We start from the raw sequence: 18,806 nt of genomic DNA, 5'->3' as shown, positions 1-18,806 counted from the left end.
GCCGTGTGCCGGACTCCGCGGCCCGCGCCGCGGGGGATGCGCCCCGGTGTCAGTGCCGGAAGGCGTCCTTGCCCTTCTCCTTGGCCTGCCGGGCGTCGCCCTTGGACTGCTCGGCGCGGCCTTCGGCCGTCATCCTCTCGTTGCCGACGGCCCGGCCGACCGCTTCCTTGGCCTTCCCCTTGGCCTGCTCCATCTTGGCCTTGGACTTCTGGTTCTCGGCCACAGTGACTCACCTCTCGGCGTTCGTGTGCGATGGTCTGCCCTGCGGGTGCCCACCGGGACGCCGATAAACGTGCGGGGAAACGCGCGCGGCGGCGGCAGGGGTGTTCGCGGGCGCCCGGGGTAGAGGACGGTCAGAGCAGGACCGTCGTCGACTCGGAGGAACGTCATGGCCGGAATCCTGGACCGGATCAAGCGGTTCGCGCGCAGCCCGCAGGGGCGCAGGGCGACCGAGCAGGTGCGCCGCGCGGCCGCGGACCCGCGCCGCCGCGCGCAGGCCCAGCAGATGCTGCGGAGGCTGGGCAGCAAGCGGCGCTGACCGTGTCCGCCCCTGGGGGGGGCGGGCCGGTCAGACCTGACCGGCGTGGGTGTGACTGTGGGACGTCTCCGGCGGGCAGCCCCGCTCGTCGCCCGGGCGGTCCCGGCGCCAGTCGCGGACCGCGACGGTCAGCGCGCACAGCATCGCGGCGACGCCGCACCCCACCGACAGGGCCACCGCCTCCTGGTAGTCCTCGTGGGTGGCGTTCAGCGTCAGGTAGAACAGGCCGGGAAGCGCGGCGGTGCCCACGGCGCCGCCGAGCCGCTGCCCGGTCTGGAGGGCGCCTCCCGCGGCACCGGCCATCCGCACGGGGACCTCGCGCAGCGTCATCGTGATGTTCGGGGAGATCACACAGCCGCTGCCGAGACCGCCGAGCAACAGGGCCGGCACCGCGAACCAGGCGGCCCGGTCCGGCGGCGCGAGCCAGAGCAGCAGGGCGGTGGTGCCCAGGCCCGTCATCACGGCGACGAGTCCCCAGACCGTCAGCAGCCTGCCCAGCCGCTCGACCAGCCGGCCCGCCACGGCCGCGGCGGCGGCCGATCCGACGGCGAACGGGGTGACCGCCAGGCCGGACATCAGGGGCGAGTAGCCCAGGCCGTTCTGGAAGAAGAGCGCGAAGACGAGCCACACTCCGCTGAACCCGACGAAGTACAGGGCGGCCAGGCCCGCGCCGGTGGCGTAGCCGCGGGTCTCGGTGAGCAGGCCAGGCTCCAGCAGCGGCTGCCCGCCGCGACGGGCGATCCGGCGCTCCCACCGCGCGAAGGCGGCCAGGACGGCGGCTCCGGCCGGGAACAGCCACCACACCCGGGTCAGGCCGCCGGACTCGGCGAGGACCAGCGGCAGCATCAGGGCGAGGATCCCGGTACCGAGGAGCACCACGCCCACCGGGTCGAGACGTCCGGGGCCGCCCGGAGCCACCCGGGGCAGCAGGCGGAAGCCGAGCACCAGCGCGACCACGCCGACCGGCACGTTCACGTAGAAGATCCACCGCCAGCCCTCGGGGCCGGCCAGGGCCAGGATCGCCCCGCCGACGACCGGTCCCACGGCGCTGGAGACGCCGACGGTGGCGCCGAAGAGCCCGAAGGCGCGGCCGCGTTCCGCCCCCCGGAAGAGCTGCTGGATCAGCGCCGAGTTCTGCGGTGCGAGGCTGCCCGCGGCGACCCCCTGGAAGATCCGGGCGAGTACCAGCAGCCCGATGCCCGGCGCGGCTCCGGCGGCGGCGCTGAAGAGCACGAAGGCGGCGAGGGCGGCCAGGAAGACGCGGCGCCTGCCGAACGCGTCGCCGATCCGGCCGGCCGTCACCAGGGTCAGGGCGAAGGCGAGCGCGTAGCCGGAGACGACCCACTGCACGGACGCCGCGGAGGCATGCAGTCCCTCCTGCATCGACGGCAGGGCGACGGCGACGATGGTGACGTCCAGGAGCGTCATGAAACCGGCGACCAGCGTGACCCAGAGGGCTCGCCACCGGTTCGGATCCGAGCTGTCGTCCGGACGCTGCACGCGGGCTCCCCTCGTGAGGCGGCACGGGGCGCGATCACCCCGCGCCCCACGCATGCGTCACCCGTGACGAGGGGTTCAAACCCGACGGCAAAGCCCAACCATGAGATCCCATAAGCTGCCCTTATGGCCTCATAGACCGGACCCGCGTACCGACTTAGGCTTGCCTTAGCTTAGGCTTTCCCGAGAGTCGATCTGTTACCGCTCGAAGGGAACCTGAACATGCCCCGCCCTCTGCGGGTAGCCATCGTCGGATCCGGCCCCGCCGGCATCTACGCGGCCGACGCCCTGCTCAAGTCCGAGGTGGCCGCCGACCCCGGCGTTTCCATCGACATCTTCGAGCGCATGCCCGCCCCGTTCGGACTCATCCGTTACGGCGTCGCGCCCGACCACCCGCGGATCAAGGGCATCATCACCGCCCTGCACCAGGTGCTCGACAAGCCGCAGATCCGTCTCTTCGGCAACGTGAACTACCCGACCGACGTCAGCCTGGACGATCTGCGCGCCTTCTACGACGGTGTGATCTTCGCCACGGGCGCCACGGCCGACCGCGACCTCAAGGTCCCCGGCTTCGAACTCGACGGCTCCTACGGCGCCGCCGACTTCGTCGCCTGGTACGACGGCCACCCCGACTACCCGCGCACCTGGCCGCTGGAGGCCGAGAAGGTCGCCGTCCTCGGCGTCGGCAACGTGGCCCTGGACATCGCGCGCGTCCTGGCGAAGACGGCGGACGAGCTGCTGCCGACCGAGATCCCGCCGAACGTCTACGAGGGTCTCAAGGCCAACAAGGCGCTGGAGGTCCACGTCTTCGGCCGCCGCGGCCCGGCGCAGGCGAAGTTCAGCCCGATGGAGCTGCGGGAGCTGGACCACTCCCCCAACATCGAGGTCATCGTCGACCCTGAGGACATCGACTACGACGACGGCTCGATCGCGACCCGGCGCGGCAACAAGCAGGCCGACATGGTCGCCAAGACCCTGGAGAACTGGGCGATCCGCGACGTCGGCGACCGGCCGCACAAGCTGTTCCTGCACTTCTTCGAGTCGCCCTCCGAGATCCTCGGCGAGGACGGCAAGGTGGTCGGCCTGCGCACCGAGCGCACCGCGCTGGACGGCACCGGCAACGTCAAGGGCACCGGCGAGTTCAAGGACTGGGACGTCCAGGCCGTCTACCGGGCGGTCGGCTACCTGTCCGACCAGCTGCCCAAGCTGCCCTGGGACATCGACTCGGGCACGGTCCCGGACCAGGGCGGCCGGGTCGTCCAGGAGTCCGGCGAGCACCTGCAGTCGACGTACGTCACCGGCTGGATCCGGCGCGGCCCGGTCGGCCTCATCGGCCACACCAAGGGCGACGCCAACGAGACGGTGTCCAACCTGCTGGACGACTACAGGAACGGTCGTCTCCAGACGCCCGCCTCGCCCGCTCCGGAGGCCGTGGACGCCTTCCTGGCCGAGCGGAACGTCCGCTTCACCACCTGGGACGGCTGGTACCGCCTCGACGCCGCGGAGAAGGCGCAGGGCGTGCCGTTCGGGCGGGAGCGCATCAAGCTCGTCGAGCGCGAGGACATGCTCCGCGAGAGCGGCGCCTGACAGCCGACGCCCGGGCACTCTCGGCCCGTGGCCGGGCCCGGCGGGGAGTCTCCCGCCGGGCCCGCGGCCGTCAGACCTCCAGCTCGGCCTCGATGCGGCGCAGTTGGTGGCGGGCCATCGCGAGGTTCGCGCGGCTCGCGTCCAGCACCAGGTAGAGGAACAGCCCGTTGCCGCCGCGCCCCCTGAGCAGGCGGATCATGTGGTACTGGGTGTTCAGGGTGATCAGGATGTCCTCGATCTCCTCCTTCAGGCCGAGGTGTTCCATGGTGCGCAGCTTGGCCCGTACGACGTCGGTGTTGCCCGCGGCGGCGACCTCCAGGTTGAACTCCTTGGTCCCGCCCAGCGTGCCGAGCGCCATGCCGCTGGTGTAGTCGACCAGCGCGGCGGCGGACGCTCCGTCGATGGAGCTGAGGCATTCCTTGAGCGAGGTCTCCAGGTTGGCCATGGTGGTTCCTTTCCGGACGTGATCGGTACGCGATCGGTGGTCAGGTCGGCCGGCGGTGGCCGCCGGCCTGGGGGGTCGGTCGGTGTGCGGGGCGCTGCGGGGTGCGCACCGGCAGGGTGCCGATGGGCCGGGCGGTGTCCGCGGCGGTGGCCGGGGCGGGCTCCACGGCGGCCGGGGCGCGGCCGCGGTCGTGGCCGATGTGGGCGGCCACCAGCTCCCCGATGCGGGCGCCGCTGCGCCGGCCCTCCAGGTGCAGCCGGCCCACGTTGACCCGCCCGTCGGCGAGCAGGGTGAGCACGGCGGCGGGACCGGCCGCGTAGGTGGCGACGTAGCCGTCGGCCCCGCGCAGCAGCAGCTCACGGAAGCCGCCGCGCGAGGTGGCCTCGGCCATGCGGTGCGCGACGCCGAGGGCGGCGGCGGTGAGCGCGGCGAGACCCTCGGGTTCGGTGCCGGGCGCGTCGTGGGCGAGGACCAGTCCGTCCACGGTGGCCGCGAGTGACCCGGTCAGCTGGGGCACGCGGTTGCGCAGTCGGTGCAGTTCGTCCAGGACGTCGCTCTCGACGGCCATGAGCAGTCTCCTTTCGGCACGCTGACGGCGCGCGCGGATCACAGGGCCTCCAGGGCGTGTCGGAGCCGTCGCAGCAGGGCGGTGTCCGGGTCGTCCCACACGGTGCCGCCCGGGTCGGGTCCCGGTGCGACGGGCGGGGCGAGGGGCGGCGGGGCGGCGACGACGAGGCCGTCGGCGGCCAGGCGGCGCAGTTCGACGAGGGTGTGGTAGGTGCGGCAGGCGAGCGACGAGGCGATCTGCGCGGCGGTGCGCACGCCGTCGACCTGCGTCAGGGTCCGGCCGCGCCGCACCGGCAGGCCGGCCCGGCCGGCGCCCGGCACCCTGGTCAGCGGGACGGTGTCGATGGCGGGGTCCGGCCAGATGCGGTCCAGCAGGGCGCGGCGGCGTCCGGACTCGCGGACGACCGCGTCGACCGGCACGGAGCGGACCGCGCCGAGCCAGTGCACCGCGCCGGGCCTGAAGCGGTGCGCGCGCGTGTCGTGGGCGAGGACGAAGTACGCGGCGTCGAACAGGGCGCCCAGGTGGCAGACCTCCAGCGCGCCGGCCGAGAGCCGTCCGCTGTCCACGAGCCGGTGTCCCACCCGGTGTTGGGTTCCGCCCCGGTCGACGGCGTCCCACCAGCCGTCGGAGGGGACGGCGCCGCTGCGGGTGAGCAGCGCGCCGAGGTCCGGGGTGAAGGCCGACTCGACGTGCACGACCCGGCCGGCCGAGAGGTAGACGATGCCCCGCTCGCCCGAGAGCGCGCCGGTCGCCCCCTCGGCGGCGAGCGCGCCGAGGGCGGCCGACGTCGTCTCCTGTGTGGCCCAGGTGGTGGTCACTCTGGTCATCCGAGCACCAGGCGGTCCGCCATCTCCGCCAGCCGGATGCGGGCCATGGCGAGGTTTCCGTCGTCGCGGCCCAGCCAGAGGTGGAGGAAGACCGTGCTGTCGAAGGGGGTGCTGACGAACCGGAGCAGGTGGTAGGCGTCGCCGGTGGTGGCGATCAGGTCCTGCACCGGGGGCGCCTTGCCCGGGTCGGCGGCGGTACCGGTCTCGCCGGCGGCCAGGGAGCCGCTCTCGGCGACGTGCCGGGCCAGTTCGGCGGTCTCGGCCGCCGTGGCCTCCCAGTCGCCGCCCGGTGCCTCGCCGACGGCGCCCAGGGCGAGCCCGCTGATCCAGTCGACCAGTGACGCGCCCCGCGCGCCGGGCAGTCGCATGGCTTCCAGCAGACTCTCGTCGATTCCGGGCACGCCGGATCCCCTCCCCCTGCACGGCTGTACCGCGAACGTGACGCCGAGACTACGGAAAGTGCACGCGTCTGGTGAGGGCTTTGGCATTTTCCAGAGGAACGTGCACGCGCTCCGGCATACTGCGGTATTTCGGCCCCGACTCGGGACGGTCGGTGCGGGCCGGCGAAGGCTTGGCGCGGGCAGGCCCGCCCCGATGCGGATGGTGGGCGGACCTGCCCGCGGGGCCCATTGTGCGGACGCCGCAGCCGGGCCGGCCACGGGTGAACCGGTGCCGCCCCGGGTGCCCGCCGCACACCCGGCGCGCGTCGGTCCGCACCCGAGGGGCGTGCCCCGGCCGGGACGGGCAACCCGAACCCCCATGGCCCGACTGCACCTTCCCCACATCCGCAAGCACCCAAAGGACGACCGAGCGGACGAGACGCCGGACGAGGCGCCCCCCGAGGACTACGGTCCGGACGCCTCTACCGAGCGCGCCGCCCCCGACTCCCCGGCCGAACTGCCGGGCCGCTCCTGGACCGCGCTGGTGAAGCGCGTGGTCGCCGAGTTCCAGGAGGACGAACTCACCGACCGCGCCGCGGCCTTGACCTACTACGGCGTGCTGTCCATGTTCCCGGCCCTGCTGGTGCTGGTGTCGATGCTCGGTGTCGCGGGGCCCTCGGCCACCGAGGAGGTTCTGAAGAACATCCAGCAGCTCACGCCGGGTTCGGTGCGGGACATCGTCACCGACGCGGTGGAGCAGTTGCAGGCCAGGGCGGGGCTCGGCTCCGTGCTGGCGGTGGCCGGTCTGGCGGGCGCCGTCTGGTCGGCGTCCGGCTACGTGGCCGCGTTCATCCGCGCGGCGAACGCGGTCTACGACGTGCCCGAGGGGCGCCCGATGTGGAAGGTGCTGCCACTGCGGGTGGCCCTGACCGTGGTGCTGCTGGTGCTGGCCGTGGTCAGCGCGCTCATCGTCGTGTTCACCGGCGGTCTGGCCCAGCAGGCGGGCACCGCGCTCGGCATCGGCGACACCGCGCTGACGGTGTGGTCCCTCGCCAAGTGGCCGGTGCTGGTCGTGCTCGTCACCTTCATGATCGCGATCCTGTACTGGGCCACGCCGAACGCCCGGGTCAAGGGCTTCAAGTGGGTCTCCCCCGGCAGCGTGGTCGCGCTGCTGATCTGGCTGGCCGCCTCCGCCGGGTTCGCCTTCTACGTGGCCAACTTCGGTTCGTACAACAAGACGTACGGGACCCTGGCCGGTGTCATCGTCTTCCTGGTCTGGCTGTGGGTCACGAACCTGGCCATCCTGCTGGGCCTGGAGTTCGACGCCGAACTGGCCCGGCAGCGGGTCATCGACGGCGGCCACCCGCCCGAGGAGGAGCCCTACGTGGAGCCGCGCGACACCAGGGCCTGGGACGACGCGGACCACCGGGAGGCGGCCCCGGGCAAGTGAGGCGGCGTGCATTCCTAGGGCAGGATCGAGTCGACGTAGCCGCCGTCCACGCGGACGGCGGCTCCCGTCGTGGCGGAGGCGAGGGGCGAGCTGAGGTACACCACGAGGTTGGCGATCTCCTCCGGTTCGATCAGCCGCTGGAGCAGGGACTGCGGGCGGTGCTCGCGCATGAAGACGCGCTGCGCCTCGTCCCAGGGCAGCTCCCGGTCGACCAGCTGGTGGACGAAGTCCTCGACGCCCTCCGTGTGGGTGGGGCCCGCGATGACGCAGTTCACCGTGACTCCGCTGCCCGCGGCCTCCTTGGCGAAGCCGCGGCCGACCCCGAGCAGGGCCGTCTTGGAGACGCCGTAGTGGATCATCTCGGCGGGGACGACGACGGCCGAGTCACTCGCGATGTACAGCACCCGGCCCCACCCCCGTTCCCTCATCCGGGGGAGGTGGGCGCGCGTCAGCCTGACGCCGGCGAGGACGTTGATCTCGAAGTAGCGCCGCCACTCGTCGTCGCTGATCTCCAGCGCGGGCACGGCGCCGAAGACACCGAGGTTGTTCACCAGGATGTCGACGTCGGGCATCGCCTCCATGGCGAGCGCGGCGCCCTCCTCGGTGCCGAGGTCGGCCACGACCGGCACGAACCCGCCGTCCGGCACCTCGGCCCGCAGTTTCGCGACGCCCTCCTCCAGGCGGCCCGCGTCGCGCCCGTTGACGCCGACGGTGGCCCCGGCGCGGGCCAGGCCGGCGGCGATCGCCGCGCCGATGCCCTGCGAGGATCCGGTCACCAGTGCGGTTCGTCCGCCGAGGTCGAGCTTCATCGGGTCGCTCCTTGTCGTGCCGTACGGTCGGTCGCGGTACTCCTGCCCACCCTCGCCCACCACCCACCCCCGCCGCATCCCGCACCACGCCGCGGCCCGCCCGGTCGGCGGACCCCCGGCTGCTCCCCGCCGGCCTGCGGCGTCGATACTTGCCTACGTCCGTGTCCCTGCTGCCCGATGGACCCATGCCACCCTCTCCCAGCGCCCGCCCCACGACTCCGCCCACGCTGTGGGCCGCCCGCGGCCGCCACGTCGGCTCCGCCGCCGAGGACACCGTCCGGCACACGCTGGAGCGGCTGAAGAAGGACCTCGTCCTCGACGACTTCCTGGAGCCTGCCGACGAGACGCCGGCCGACGGGCTCCCCGGCCGCCGCGTCTTCGAGGCCCGCTGGAAGGTTCCCGAGGCCGTGACGGTACGGGCCAGACTGATCCTGGAGCCCGGCTCGGCGGGCGGTCAGGAGTGGACGCTGCTGGCCGAGGCGGAGCAGGCGTGGGATCTCGAGTGGCCCTCCCCCGCCACGATGTTCTGGCCCGACGACCCGGACGTCACCTGGGACCGGGACGCCGCCACGGGACTGCGGCTGCGGGGCATCAACGCGCTGCCGGACGACGACAAGGCCGTACGCCGGCTGATCAAGGGGTCCGGGCGCAGCCCCTGGAACATCCACGTCGTGGTGCACGAGGCGATGACCACCGACCACCGCGGCCGGGTCCCGCTGGCCCGGCGGCTGCCCCCCGGTCTGCGGCACCGGGTGGTCGAGCACCGCGCCGCGCCGCAGCAGCTGCGGGTCGTGAACTGGGCGCTGGAGGACTTCGGCGTCCAGGTGCCGCGCGGCGGCGCCGTGGTACTGCCCGGCACCCCGGCCCCGGCCGACTACGACGCCGACGCGTTCTCCGTCCGCACGGTCTTCCTGGACGGCTCCGAGCCGACCGGTCTGATCGAGGCGGTGACGTCCTTCGACGCCCTGGACAGGCCGCTGCCCGACGACGCGGTGGCGGACCTCGCCTCGCTGCGGGAGGAGTGGCGGCTGCTGACCCTCCAGGAGGAGCTGGAGCGCGAGCGAAGGCTGGTGGCCATGTACGCCGAGGCGCTGGAGGCCATGACCCAGTCCCGGGACCTGTACCGGGAGGCGGCCGAACGCGCGGCCGAGGCGCTGGCCGGGTACCGGGAGTCGGCCGGGGCGCCTCCGGCCGCGCCGCCGCCCCCCGAGGCGCCCCCGGTGTCCCCGCTGCGGGGGCTGACCCGCACGCTGGAGCGCTTCAGGGGTGCCGGCCGTCCGCCGCGGCCGGAGACGCGGCCGGAGAGACGGCCGCAGACCGACAGCCGGGAGACGACCGGCCCGGAGGCCGACCGGGCGGCCGAGACCACCGACTGACGACCCCCGACCGGCACCCGCGGCACCCGCGGCACCCGCGGCACCCGGACACGCTCGACGGAGGACCACATCTCATCCGCGCCGGCCGGGCGCCATCGGGATCGCCCGCCGGCCGGCCCCCGACTGAGGGCACCCTCACGTGTCATCCGGCGCCAGATGGATACGCGGACGGCCACAGCAGCAGGGCCCGTCCCGGAAGGTCATCGACGCCATGGACAGCCAGCACGAGAGCGCCCCCGCCTCCCGCCCCCCGGAGTCCGCCCGCTCGCAGACCACGCTCCGGGTCAACGGGAAACCGCACACCCTCACCGTCGACCACCGCCGCGTCCTGCTGGACCTCCTGCGGGAGGATCTGGGGCTCGCGGGTGCCAAGAAGGGCTGCGACCACGGGCAGTGCGGCGCCTGCACGGTCCTGGTGGACGGCCGGCGCATGAACGGCTGCCTGCTCCTCGCGGTCGCCCTGGACGGCTGCGAGATCACCACCGTCGAGGGCCTCGCGGGGGACGGCGAGGAGCTGCACCCGATGCAGCGGGCCTTCCTGGACCGCGACGCCTACCAGTGCGGGTACTGCACCCCGGGCCAGATCTGCTCGGCGGTCGGCGTGCTCGCCGAGGCCGCGGCCGGCCACCCGTCCCACGTCACCGACCCCGCGACGCCCTCCGGGGAGCCCGTCGCGCTGGGCCGGGAGGAGATCCGGGAACGGATGAGCGGCAACCTGTGCCGCTGCGGCGCGTATCCGCGGATCGCCGACGCGGTCGAGGACGTGATCCCGTGAAGCCCTTCGCGTACGTACGGGCCGCCAGCGTCGACGAGGCCACGGAGGCGTTCGCGGCCCACCCCGGCGCCCGCTACCTCGGCGGCGGCACCAACCTCGTGGACCTGATGAAGCTCGGTGTGGAGACGCCGGCCGCCCTCGTCGACGTCACCCGGCTGCCGCTGGACACGGTGGAGGAGCTGCCCGACGGCGCGCTGCGGGTCGGCGGGACGGTCCGCAACAGCGACCTCGCCGCCCACCCCGTCGTCCGCGACCGCTACCCCGCGCTGTCCCAGGCGCTGCTGGCGGGCGCCTCGGGGCAGTTGCGCAACGCCGCCACCACGGCCGGCAACCTGCTCCAGCGCACCCGCTGCCCGTACTTCCAGGACGCCTCCAAGCCCTGCAACAAGAGGGAGCCCGGCACCGGGTGCGGCGCCCTGGAGGGGGTGCACCGCGACCACGCCGTGCTGGGCCACTCCGACCAGTGCATCGCCACCAACCCGTCGGACATGGCGGTGGCGCTGGCCGCCCTCGACGCGCGCGTGGAGCTGACCGGCGCCGAGGGCACCCGGGCCGTGCCCGCCGCCGACTTCCACCGGCTGCCGGGCATGCACCCGGAGCGGGACACGGAGATCCGCCCCGGCGAGCTGATCACCGGCGTGGTGCTGCCCGCCGCCACGGCCGGTCTGCCCTCGGCGTACCGCAAGGCCCGCGACCGGGCCTCGTACGCCTTCGCGCTGGCCTCCGTCGCCGCCGTGCTGCACATCGACGACGGGGTGGTGGTACGGGCCGGCATCGCCTTCGGGGCGCTGGCCCACCGGCCCTGGCGCGCGCGGCGGGCCGAGGACGCGCTGACCGGCGCCGCGCCCACGACGGCGGCCTTCGAGCACGCCGTCGACCTGGAGCTGGCCGCCGCCGAACCGCTGCGGGACAACGCCTACAAGGTGCCCCTGGCCCGCCGGCTCGCCCTCGACGTACTGGGCCGGCTCGCCCCGCCGGCCACGACCTGAACCCGGCGTCCCCGAGGAGAACCCCATGACCGCCACCGAGACCGTCCTGGGCGCTCCCGCCGAGCGCCGGGAGGGGCGGGAGAAGGTCACCGGCACCGCCCGGTACGCCGCCGAGTACGACGCCCCCGACCACGCCCAGGCCTGGCCCGTGCCGGCGACGGTCGCCCGGGGCCGGGTGACCGCCGTCGACACCGCCCCCGCGCTCGCGCTGCCCGGCGTGCTCGCGGTGCTCACCCACGAGAACGCGCCCCGCCTCCAAGACCCCGACGACCCGGTACTGGCCGTGCTCCAGAGCCCGCGGGTGCCGCACCGGGGCTGGTTCGTGGGCCTGGTGGTGGCCGAGACCCTCGAAGCGGCCCGTGCGGGTGCCGCCGCCGTCCGCGTCACGTACGAGACGGAGGACCACGACGTGACGCTCACCGCCTCGCACCCGGAGGCGTACGTCCCCGAGACGGCCAACGGCGGATTCCCGGCCGTCACCGAACTGGGCGACCCGGACGGTGCCTTCGCGTCCTCGGCCACCCGGCTCGACGTCGGGTACCGGGTGCCGCCGCTGCACAACCACCCGATGGAACCGCACGCCAGTACGGCGCGGTGGGACGGCGACCGGCTGACGGTGGACTCCTCCAGTCAGGGCACCTCGGCCGTCCGCGCCGAACTCGCCCGGATGTTCGACATGCCGGAGGATCGGATCACGGTGCGCTCGGAGCACGTGGGCGGCGGCTTCGGGTCGAAGGGCACGCCGCGCCCCGACGTGGTGCTCGCCGCGATGGCGGCGCGGGAGACCGGCCGTGCGGTGACCGTCGCGCTGCCGCGCCGCTACCTGCCCGCGGTCGTCGGACACCGCGCGCCGACCCTGCACCGGCTGCGGATCGGTGCCGACGCCGACGGCCGGCTCACCTCCCTGACGCACGAGATGACCACGTACACCTCGCGGGTGAAGGAGTTCGTCGAGCAGGCGGCGGTGCCCGCGCGCGTGATGTACGCCGCTCCGACGCTGCGCACGCTCCACCGGGTGGCGCCGCTGGACGTGCCCACGCCGTCGTGGATGCGCGCGCCCGGCGAGTGCCCCGGCATGTACGCCCTCGAGTCGGCCATGGACGAGCTGGCCGTCGAACTCGGCGTCGACCCGGTGGAGCTGAGGATCCGCAACGAGCCGGAGACCGAGCCCGAGAGCGGAAAGCCCTTCAGCAGCAGGCATCTGGTGGAGTGCCTGCGCGACGGCGCCCGCCGCTTCGGCTGGGAGGACCGCGATCCCCGCCCGCGTTCCCGCGCGTCCGGTCCTCTGCTGATCGGCAGCGGGGTGGCCTCGGCCACCTATCCGGTCCTGGTGGGGCCCGGCGTGGCATCGGCGCGGGCGCTGCCCGGAGGCGGCTTCCTGGTCCGGGTCAACGCCACCGACATCGGCACGGGCGCCCGGACGGTGCTCGCGCAGATAGCGGCCGACGCCCTCGGCGCCCCGTTGGACGCGGTCCGGGTGGAGATCGCCGACAGCGACATCGGCTTCGGCTCGGTGGCCGGCGGTTCCTCGGGCACCGCGTCCTGGGGGTCGGCGGTGCACGCGGCGTGCGTCCGGCTGACCGGTCTGCTGGCCGGGCGCTCGGAGCCGCTGCCCGAGGAGGGGCTGGTGGCCGAGGCCGACACCTCGGGCACGGTCGACGCCGAGAGTGCGTACGCCCGGCACGCGTTCGGCGCGCACTTCGCCGAGGTCGCCGTCGACACGGTCTCCGGAGAGGTACGGGTGACGCGGCTGCTGGGCGTCTTCGCCGCCGGCCGCATCCTCAACGCCCGCACGGCCCGCTCCCAGTTCATCGGGGGCATGACGATGGGCCTGGGCATGGCGCTGACCGAGGACAGCACGATGGACCCGGCGTTCGGCGACTTCACCCAGTCCGACCTGGCCTCGTACCACGTACCCGCGCACGCGGACGTCGTGGCCCCGGAGGCGTACTGGGTCGACGAGGCCGACGACCACCTCAACCCCATGGGCAGCAAGGGGATCGGCGAGATCGGCATCGTCGGCACGGCCGCGGCCGTCGGCAACGCCGTCCACCACGCCACCGGGATCCGCATCCGCGAACTCCCCCTCACACCGGACCGGGTACTCACCGCCCTCCTCGAACACGAGCATCCGGCGGGCATGCTGGGGGTGTGAGGACGGCACACGGTCCGTGCCGGAAGCTCCTCCCGGCACGGACCACGAGGGGGACGGGGTCAGTCCGCGGCGCGCGCCGCGGTGATCCGGCGGGGCGGTCGGTGCCGTCGGGTGGCGTCCGGTGAGGCCACCCGCACGCACAGGGCGGTGAGCGCGACGAGTGCGGCCGCCACGGCGACCGCCACCGCGACCCAGGTGGGGGCCAGCGTCAGGTCCGCGGCCCGGGAGACCGGGGACGACGGGGTCACGCTGCCGTAGAGCTTGGCCGCGGCCAGCGCCGTCGGGCCCACGACCGCCGCGGCGAGCAGCGCCACGGCGGGCCGCAGGGTCAGCAGCAGGGCCAGCACCAGGCAGAGCGCCGACAGGCCGAGGGCGACGCCGTAGACGGCGGCCGAGGCATCGGCGCGGTGCAGGGGGAAGAAGGCCACGCCGCAGCCGGCCAGGACGGCGACGGTGAGCCAGGCGGGCCAGGCCGGGCCGCGGGCGGACCGTCGGGCGGCGCGGTCGTCGCGGCGGACGCGGCCTTCGGACGCGCGGTCGCGGTCCCGGCGGGCCGGGCGCGGTGTCCTGCGGCGCTCCCGGCCGCGGCGGTCCGCGGCGCCGAAGACGCGGGACCGTCGTACCGGACGGCCGGCGGGCGCCCGCCCGTGGCTCTCGCGGCCGTCGTCCTCGTCGTTCGCGTCCTGGGCCGCCCGCAACTGCCGTGCGTCGGGCCGCTCCGGGCGTTCGTGTCCGTTCTCGGCGAGCCGGCCGATCAGGTCGACGAGTTCCTCGACGGGCCGGCCGGTGGCGGCGGCCCGTACGGCCTCCCGGCCGCAGTGCGGCTCCAGGGGCGTGCGGTGCAGCAGTGCCATCAGCCGGGTCACGTCCTCCACCGAGCGGCATTCGGCGGCGGCCCGGATCGCCTCGTCGGCGCTGTCCGGGTGGCGCGGCGGCCGGGTCAGCAGGCCGACCAGCCGGGTCACGTCCTCCACCGACCGGTTGACGCCGACCGCGCGGAGCGCGTCGACCGTGGCCTGCGCGTACTGCGGGGACCGCTCCAGCGTGGTGATCAGGTCGACGACCTCGTCCAGCGGGCGGTCGGCCACGGCGGCGCGCACGAGGTCGCCGACGGGGTCGCCGTAGGCGCGCTCCTGCGTGCCGTCGGCGGCGCGCTCGTGGCGGCCGGCGTCGCGGGGGTCGGACTCGTGGCGGCCGGACCCTGGGTGGTCGGGGTCGAGGAGGTCGTCGTCGAGCAAGTCGTCGTCGAGCAGGTCGGAGTCGGGGAAGTCGGAGTCGGCGAAGTCGGGCTCGGGGCGGTCGGATCCGTCGGCGCGCGGGTCGTCGAGGCCGGACTCCCAGACGTCCGCGTACCGGACGTCCGCTTCCCGGACGGAGGAGTTCCGGGTGCCGGGAGCCCCGCCGGGTGGACGCGTCGTGCCCGTGCCCGTCGTCGTCTCCCCGGTGGGCAGGTCCAGGGCGGATATGGCGTATTCGGGCGAACGGGGTGATGAAGAGCCGGTGGTCATGGTCCCTCCGGGTGGTGGGGGTGCGGCCGCCCTGCGTCCCCGACGTGCGACTCGCGCTGTGCTGCCCATTACTAGGCACGTCCGGCGCGCGCTGCCACTTCGGGTGGGCCACAGGGATGAGAGACGTCACACACCGGTCTTGCCGCCGCCCCGAACGGGCATCCGGGAGAGTGGGTGCGCGCCGCGCAGCCCGAAGGAGGGGACCGGTGGACACGACAACAGTGGTGATCTTGGTGGCGGCGCTGCTCGCGACGCTGGTCCTCGCGGCGGCGGTGGCCGTCCTGGTGCGCCTGGTCCGCACCCGACGGGACCTCCGACGAGCCGGGCTCCCCACGGGCCCGCGCTGGGTCTTCTGGGGTGCCGTCCTCTATCTGGTGCTCCCCGCGGACCTGGTGCCCGACCCGGTCTACCTGGACGACATCGGCGTACTGCTCCTCGCACTGCGTTCCGCACGCGGCTCTCTCGGCGGCCGGCGGGGCGGCACGGACCGGAAGCAGGGCGTCGGCTCGCCCGGTGATTACGCAGCGTAAGGAAACCAATCACCCGTTCGATTCGTATAAGTCTCTGGAAGCCGAAGGAAGTCGGCGGACCAGGAGACGGCGCGATGGGGTCGTCAACTGATCGGCGCAGCACCGACTAGGGAGAGACGATGCAACCGTTCGCGCTCAACTACGCACGGCCCGCAGTGGAGTTGGAAGCCACCACTCCGTACGTCTACGACTCCGGGCTGCAGTTGAACGTGCTGTTGGACGGGCGGGTCGCCGCCTGCGACCACGCGCTGCTCAGGGAGCTGGGGACCACGACCTCCACCGCGGGGTCGAAGACCCACTTCGACGACTGAACACGGACCGCTGAGAATGACCGTGTTGATCCTGACCAGCGAAGAGGACGTCACCGCGGACATGGTGGTGGTGCACCTGAACGCGTCGGGAGTACCGGTGGTCCGCCTGGACCCCGCCGATCTGCCCGATTCCGTCGCACTCTCCGGCGAGTTCGTGCACGGTTCCTTCCGGGGCCATCTGTCCTCGGGCGGCCGTCTGGTGAGCATCGGCGGGCTGCGGTCCGTCTGGGTGCGCAGGCCGGGCGGTGCGGCCACCCGGGCCGCCCAGCCGTCCGCGTGGCTGACCGAGGAGGCCGGTCAGGCGCTGTACGGCATGCTCCGCGGCAGTGGGGCGCGCTGGATGAACCAGCCGGACGCGGCGCACCGGGCGCGCTACAAGCCCTGGCAGCTGCGTCTGGCCCAGCGGTGCGGGCTGCCCGTGCCGGCCACGCTGATCACGACCTTTCCGCGGGCGGCGCGGGAATTCGCCGAGCGGTATCCGGATCTGGTGGTCAAGGCCGTCTCGGGCGCGCACCCCCAGGATCCGCCTCTGGCGGTGCCGACCAGCAGGGTTCCTCCCGAGGCCGACTTCGAGGCCGTGGCGCACGGGCCGACGCTGCTGCAGCGCCGGGTCGCCAAGCGTGCGGACATCCGGCTGACCGCCGTCGGCGACGAGTTGCTGGCGGCCCGGAAGAGCGCCCTGGCGGAACCGGACACGGCCGAGGTGGACGTCCGCTTCGCGGAGTCCGGCGAGCCATGGCGGCCGGTGGAGGTGGAGCCGCGGGTGGCCGAGACGGTCCGCGCCTATCTCCGCGCGGCGGGACTCGCCTACGGGGCCCTCGACTTCGCCGAGGACGGCGACGGCACCTGGTGGTTCCTGGAGTGCAACCAGTCGGGGCAGTTCGGCTTCGTGGAGGTGGACACGGGCCAGCCGATCGCCCGCACCATCGCCGAGTGGCTGGCGCGGCCGGGCGGTCAGGACGCGATGGACGCGGACGGCCCGGGTACGACGGCCGCGAGGTGAGATCCGGGCGGCGCCGCCGCGGCGGCGCCCGTCAGTGCGGGCGCGGGCCGGGCAGCAGGGCGGTGCGCTGCCAGCCGGCGCCCGGGGACGCCTGCCGCCCGGTGCCGGGCAGGTGGCCGGGAGCGTGCAGCGGGCGCATGACCACCTCCAGCTCCCTGCTCACGCGCTCGGCGTCCCGCCGCACCTGCTCGGGAACGTCACCGCGTTCGGCGACAAGTCGGTCGTAGATGGGGGAATCCTGGAACACCCGTCAACGCGCCTTTCGTGTCGTCCGCCCCCGTACGGGGGCGCGACTGAGCATTCTAGGCGCCCCTCCACCCGGGGGTGCACATTCCACCCAGGAGGTGACGGCGGCTCAGGCACCGGTCGTCGAACCGGGCCGGACGATCATGAGGACCGTCACCGTGGCCCACAGCAGGTTGAACAGGCCGGTGAACATGGCGAGCCGCGCCGTGCGGGCGCGTTCCACGGGCCGCCGGGCGGCCAGTTCCTCGAGCAGTTCCTCCTGGCGGGGCAGCACGAAGGCGATCAGGAGGCCGGCGGCGACCGCGGTGAGGGTGATGGAGGCGATGAGCCACGCGTCACCGAGGACGCCCATGGCGGCCGCGGTGGCGAAGCCGAGGACCGGCACCGCGATGCCGAGTCCGGCGTAGACCCGGCAGATGCGGTGCAGCAGCCGGACGGTGCTCACGTCACCGGGGCCGGCCGCCTCCCCCGCCCCCGCTCCCGCGGGCAGGGCCACCGGCACCTTCCGGACGGCAGCCGGGTACATGCTGGCCGCGACGGTGACGGGTCCGACGGCGATGATGGCGGCCAGGACGTGGAGGGACAGCAGGATCTTGGTCATCGGTCGGGGCTCCGGGGGCAGGGTCGGTCGATGCGTTGCTGGAAGGCCACGCTAGGGAGCAGGTGCTTGATCACACAGAGGCTGAAACGACAGCTTCCAACGGATTCTCGCCAACGCCTCCAGCAGGCTGTTTCCCGCACCGCGAGCGGACGGACCGGGCCTGGCACGGGATTCCGGGCGCGGCGGGAATCCGCCTAGGGTGGCGGATATGCACACTGTGGCGATCCTGGTCCTCGACGACGTGGTGCCGTTCGACATGGCGGCACCCATGCAGACGTTCGACTGGACGCGGCTGCCCGACGGGCGCAGTCCGTACCGGGTGAGCCTGTGCGCGGAGTCGCCGGAGGTGCGCACCGAGGGACTCACGCTGCGGATCGAACTCGGCCTGGAGGCGCTGGAGAGCGCGGACACGATCATCGTGCCGGGTCGCTCCGAGGAGTCCGGCCCGCCCTCCGAGCGCGTCCTGTCGGCGCTGCGGCAGGCCGCGGCCGCCGGTACGCGGATCGCGTCCGTGTGCGTGGGCGCCTTCGTGCTCGCGGAGGCGGGGCTGCTGGACGGGCTGCGCGCCACCACCCACTGGATCGCCGCGGCGGAGCTGGCCCGGCGTCACCCCCGCGTCGACGTGCGACCGGACGTCCTCTATGTCGACAACGGGCAGATCCTCACGTCGGCCGGGGCCGCGGCCGGGCTGGACATGTGCCTGCACATGATCCGCCGGGATCTGGGCTCGGCGGTCGCCGCGCACGCCGCCCGGATGTGTGTCGTACCGCTGGAACGGGAGGGCGGCCAGGCCCAGTTCATCGTCCACGAGCACCCTCCCGTGCCGCGCGGCTCGGACCTGGAGCCGCTGCTGGAGTGGATCGAGGACAACCTGGCCGGGGAGGTCACCCTGGCCGCGATGGCGGCGCGCTCGGGCATGAGCGAGCGCACCTTCAGCCGCCGGTTCCGCGAGCAGACGGGGACCACTCCGCTGCAGTGGCTGCTGCGGGCGCGGGTGCGGCGGGCCCAGTACCTGCTGGAGAACGGCGACCACTCGGTCGAACGGATCGCCCGGCAGGCGGGGTTCGGCTCGCCGACGGCCTTCCGGGAGCGGTTCCGCCGGGTGGTCGGCACCACCCCGTACGCCTATCGTGCGGCGTTCCACGGGCGGCCGCCCACCGGGGCCGGGCGCCCGTAGGGCCCGCGCCACGGACCGGGGGGTGCCTCTGGTC

The 18,806-nt window shown here is 74.0% G+C and carries 21 protein-coding genes; 11 read left to right on the top strand and 10 right to left on the bottom strand.

The annotated features are described in order from the left end of the window. Positions 1-49 precede the first annotated feature (49 nt). Positions 50-223 carry a CsbD family protein gene (locus ACFW01_RS37690; RefSeq protein WP_234956018.1) on the bottom strand — a complete coding sequence of 58 codons (174 nt, stop codon included), beginning with the start codon at positions 221-223 and terminating at the stop codon, positions 50-52. Positions 224-388: 165 nt separating this feature from the next. On the opposite strand from ACFW01_RS37690, the gene ACFW01_RS37685 reads away from it, so the two are divergent. Beyond that, positions 389-538: a hypothetical protein gene (locus ACFW01_RS37685; RefSeq protein WP_234956016.1), complete on the top strand. Its 150-nt coding sequence runs from the start codon at positions 389-391 to the stop codon at positions 536-538. Positions 539-568: 30 nt separating this feature from the next. Here the strand turns inward: ACFW01_RS37685 and ACFW01_RS37680 are convergent, their stop codons facing one another. Next, complete coding sequence (locus ACFW01_RS37680) at positions 569-2,038, bottom strand: MFS transporter (RefSeq protein WP_384511279.1); 1,470 nt, start codon at positions 2,036-2,038, stop codon at positions 569-571. Between the two features lie 219 nt (positions 2,039-2,257). On the opposite strand from ACFW01_RS37680, the gene ACFW01_RS37675 reads away from it, so the two are divergent. Beyond that, positions 2,258-3,622: an FAD-dependent oxidoreductase gene (locus ACFW01_RS37675; protein WP_122619117.1), complete on the top strand. Its 1,365-nt coding sequence runs from the start codon at positions 2,258-2,260 to the stop codon at positions 3,620-3,622. A 70-nt stretch (positions 3,623-3,692) separates the two neighbouring features. Here ACFW01_RS37675 and ACFW01_RS37670 read toward each other — a convergent pair whose 3' ends face one another. The 4 genes from ACFW01_RS37670 to ACFW01_RS37655 are packed head-to-tail and all read right to left on the bottom strand — an operon-like array spanning position 3,693 to position 5,863. After that, entirely contained in the window at positions 3,693-4,067 is a 375-nt protein-coding gene (locus ACFW01_RS37670; protein WP_161341383.1) for a hypothetical protein, read from the bottom strand. Positions 4,068-4,107: 40 nt separating this feature from the next. Continuing rightward, on the bottom strand, positions 4,108-4,635 hold the full coding sequence (locus ACFW01_RS37665) for a roadblock/LC7 domain-containing protein (RefSeq protein ID WP_234956012.1): 528 nt from the start codon (positions 4,633-4,635) through the stop codon (positions 4,108-4,110). A 38-nt stretch (positions 4,636-4,673) separates the two neighbouring features. Further along, on the bottom strand, positions 4,674-5,462 hold the full coding sequence (locus ACFW01_RS37660; RefSeq protein ID WP_384511275.1) for a hypothetical protein: 789 nt from the start codon (positions 5,460-5,462) through the stop codon (positions 4,674-4,676). Next, positions 5,459-5,863, bottom strand: a complete 405-nt coding sequence (locus tag ACFW01_RS37655; RefSeq protein WP_234956009.1) for a hypothetical protein — start codon at positions 5,861-5,863, stop codon at positions 5,459-5,461. The genes ACFW01_RS37660 and ACFW01_RS37655 overlap by 4 nt, the downstream gene beginning before the upstream one ends. A gap of 358 nt (positions 5,864-6,221) precedes the next feature. On the opposite strand from ACFW01_RS37655, the gene ACFW01_RS37650 reads away from it, so the two are divergent. Then, positions 6,222-7,292, top strand: a complete 1,071-nt coding sequence (locus ACFW01_RS37650; RefSeq protein ID WP_384511272.1) for a YihY/virulence factor BrkB family protein — start codon at positions 6,222-6,224, stop codon at positions 7,290-7,292. A 14-nt stretch (positions 7,293-7,306) separates the two neighbouring features. Here the strand turns inward: ACFW01_RS37650 and ACFW01_RS37645 are convergent, their stop codons facing one another. After that, positions 7,307-8,101 carry an SDR family NAD(P)-dependent oxidoreductase gene (locus tag ACFW01_RS37645; protein ID WP_384511270.1) on the bottom strand — a complete coding sequence of 265 codons (795 nt, stop codon included), beginning with the start codon at positions 8,099-8,101 and terminating at the stop codon, positions 7,307-7,309. A gap of 185 nt (positions 8,102-8,286) precedes the next feature. Here ACFW01_RS37645 and ACFW01_RS37640 point away from each other — a divergent pair, with 185 nt between their 5' ends. The 4 genes from ACFW01_RS37640 to ACFW01_RS37625 all read left to right on the top strand — a co-directional run bounded on the left by ACFW01_RS37640 (position 8,287) and on the right by ACFW01_RS37625 (position 13,396). After that, positions 8,287-9,477 carry a hypothetical protein gene (locus ACFW01_RS37640; RefSeq protein ID WP_384511267.1) on the top strand — a complete coding sequence of 397 codons (1,191 nt, stop codon included), beginning with the start codon at positions 8,287-8,289 and terminating at the stop codon, positions 9,475-9,477. A gap of 211 nt (positions 9,478-9,688) precedes the next feature. Then, positions 9,689-10,252, top strand: coding sequence for a 2Fe-2S iron-sulfur cluster-binding protein (locus ACFW01_RS37635; RefSeq protein ID WP_234956001.1), 564 nt, complete (start codon positions 9,689-9,691; stop codon positions 10,250-10,252). Next, positions 10,249-11,241, top strand: a complete 993-nt coding sequence (locus ACFW01_RS37630; protein ID WP_384511264.1) for an FAD binding domain-containing protein — start codon at positions 10,249-10,251, stop codon at positions 11,239-11,241. The genes ACFW01_RS37635 and ACFW01_RS37630 overlap by 4 nt, the downstream gene beginning before the upstream one ends. Before the next feature lie 25 nt (positions 11,242-11,266). Next, entirely contained in the window at positions 11,267-13,396 is a 2,130-nt protein-coding gene (locus ACFW01_RS37625; protein ID WP_384511261.1) for a xanthine dehydrogenase family protein molybdopterin-binding subunit, read from the top strand. A gap of 59 nt (positions 13,397-13,455) precedes the next feature. Here ACFW01_RS37625 and ACFW01_RS37620 read toward each other — a convergent pair whose 3' ends face one another. Continuing rightward, positions 13,456-14,904, bottom strand: a complete 1,449-nt coding sequence (locus ACFW01_RS37620; protein ID WP_384511258.1) for a hypothetical protein — start codon at positions 14,902-14,904, stop codon at positions 13,456-13,458. A 206-nt stretch (positions 14,905-15,110) separates the two neighbouring features. On the opposite strand from ACFW01_RS37620, the gene ACFW01_RS37615 reads away from it, so the two are divergent. From ACFW01_RS37615 to tgmB, 3 genes are all read left to right on the top strand, one after another. Continuing rightward, positions 15,111-15,434, top strand: a complete 324-nt coding sequence (locus tag ACFW01_RS37615) for a DUF1232 domain-containing protein (protein WP_384511255.1) — start codon at positions 15,111-15,113, stop codon at positions 15,432-15,434. 119 nt (positions 15,435-15,553) lie between these two features. Then, complete coding sequence (gene tgmA, locus ACFW01_RS37610; protein ID WP_003978169.1) at positions 15,554-15,745, top strand: putative ATP-grasp-modified RiPP; 192 nt, start codon at positions 15,554-15,556, stop codon at positions 15,743-15,745. A gap of 16 nt (positions 15,746-15,761) precedes the next feature. Continuing rightward, positions 15,762-16,748, top strand: coding sequence for an ATP-grasp ribosomal peptide maturase (gene tgmB / locus ACFW01_RS37605; RefSeq protein ID WP_384511252.1), 987 nt, complete (start codon positions 15,762-15,764; stop codon positions 16,746-16,748). Positions 16,749-16,779: 31 nt separating this feature from the next. Here the strand turns inward: tgmB and ACFW01_RS37600 are convergent, their stop codons facing one another. Both ACFW01_RS37600 and ACFW01_RS37595 read right to left on the bottom strand, forming a co-directional pair. Then, positions 16,780-16,995, bottom strand: a complete 216-nt coding sequence (locus ACFW01_RS37600; protein WP_234955990.1) for a hypothetical protein — start codon at positions 16,993-16,995, stop codon at positions 16,780-16,782. Between the two features lie 108 nt (positions 16,996-17,103). Further along, positions 17,104-17,595: a hypothetical protein gene (locus tag ACFW01_RS37595; protein ID WP_234955988.1), complete on the bottom strand. Its 492-nt coding sequence runs from the start codon at positions 17,593-17,595 to the stop codon at positions 17,104-17,106. Between the two features lie 208 nt (positions 17,596-17,803). Between ACFW01_RS37595 and ACFW01_RS37590 the strand changes: the two genes are divergently transcribed. Continuing rightward, complete coding sequence (locus tag ACFW01_RS37590; RefSeq protein ID WP_384511248.1) at positions 17,804-18,772, top strand: GlxA family transcriptional regulator; 969 nt, start codon at positions 17,804-17,806, stop codon at positions 18,770-18,772. Positions 18,773-18,806 lie beyond the last annotated feature (34 nt).

The sequence above is a fragment of the Streptomyces sp. NPDC058985 genome (assembly GCF_042740985.1).
In the GTDB taxonomy this organism is placed as follows: Bacteria; Actinomycetota; Actinomycetes; order Streptomycetales; family Streptomycetaceae; genus Streptomyces.
The sequence above is the reverse complement of the archived record's forward strand: the minus strand, read 5'-3'. Positions and strand labels throughout refer to the sequence as shown.

Coding starts and splice junctions, on each gene's coding strand:
- ACFW01_RS37675 (WP_122619117.1), top strand. CDS start 2,258: ATGCCCCGCCCTCTGCGGGTAGCCATCGTCGGATCCGGCCCCGCCGGC.
- ACFW01_RS37640 (WP_384511267.1), top strand. CDS start 8,287: ATGCCACCCTCTCCCAGCGCCCGCCCCACGACTCCGCCCACGCTGTGG.
- ACFW01_RS37670 (WP_161341383.1), bottom strand. CDS start 4,067: ATGGCCAACCTGGAGACCTCGCTCAAGGAATGCCTCAGCTCCATCGAC.
- tgmA (WP_003978169.1), top strand. CDS start 15,554: ATGCAACCGTTCGCGCTCAACTACGCACGGCCCGCAGTGGAGTTGGAA.
- ACFW01_RS37635 (WP_234956001.1), top strand. CDS start 9,689: ATGGACAGCCAGCACGAGAGCGCCCCCGCCTCCCGCCCCCCGGAGTCC.
- ACFW01_RS37625 (WP_384511261.1), top strand. CDS start 11,267: ATGACCGCCACCGAGACCGTCCTGGGCGCTCCCGCCGAGCGCCGGGAG.
- ACFW01_RS37650 (WP_384511272.1), top strand. CDS start 6,222: ATGGCCCGACTGCACCTTCCCCACATCCGCAAGCACCCAAAGGACGAC.
- ACFW01_RS37660 (WP_384511275.1), bottom strand. CDS start 5,462: ATGACCAGAGTGACCACCACCTGGGCCACACAGGAGACGACGTCGGCC.
- ACFW01_RS37645 (WP_384511270.1), bottom strand. CDS start 8,101: ATGAAGCTCGACCTCGGCGGACGAACCGCACTGGTGACCGGATCCTCG.
- ACFW01_RS37590 (WP_384511248.1), top strand. CDS start 17,804: ATGCACACTGTGGCGATCCTGGTCCTCGACGACGTGGTGCCGTTCGAC.
- ACFW01_RS37595 (WP_234955988.1), bottom strand. CDS start 17,595: ATGACCAAGATCCTGCTGTCCCTCCACGTCCTGGCCGCCATCATCGCC.
- ACFW01_RS37665 (WP_234956012.1), bottom strand. CDS start 4,635: ATGGCCGTCGAGAGCGACGTCCTGGACGAACTGCACCGACTGCGCAAC.
- ACFW01_RS37620 (WP_384511258.1), bottom strand. CDS start 14,904: ATGACCACCGGCTCTTCATCACCCCGTTCGCCCGAATACGCCATATCC.
- tgmB (WP_384511252.1), top strand. CDS start 15,762: ATGACCGTGTTGATCCTGACCAGCGAAGAGGACGTCACCGCGGACATG.
- ACFW01_RS37685 (WP_234956016.1), top strand. CDS start 389: ATGGCCGGAATCCTGGACCGGATCAAGCGGTTCGCGCGCAGCCCGCAG.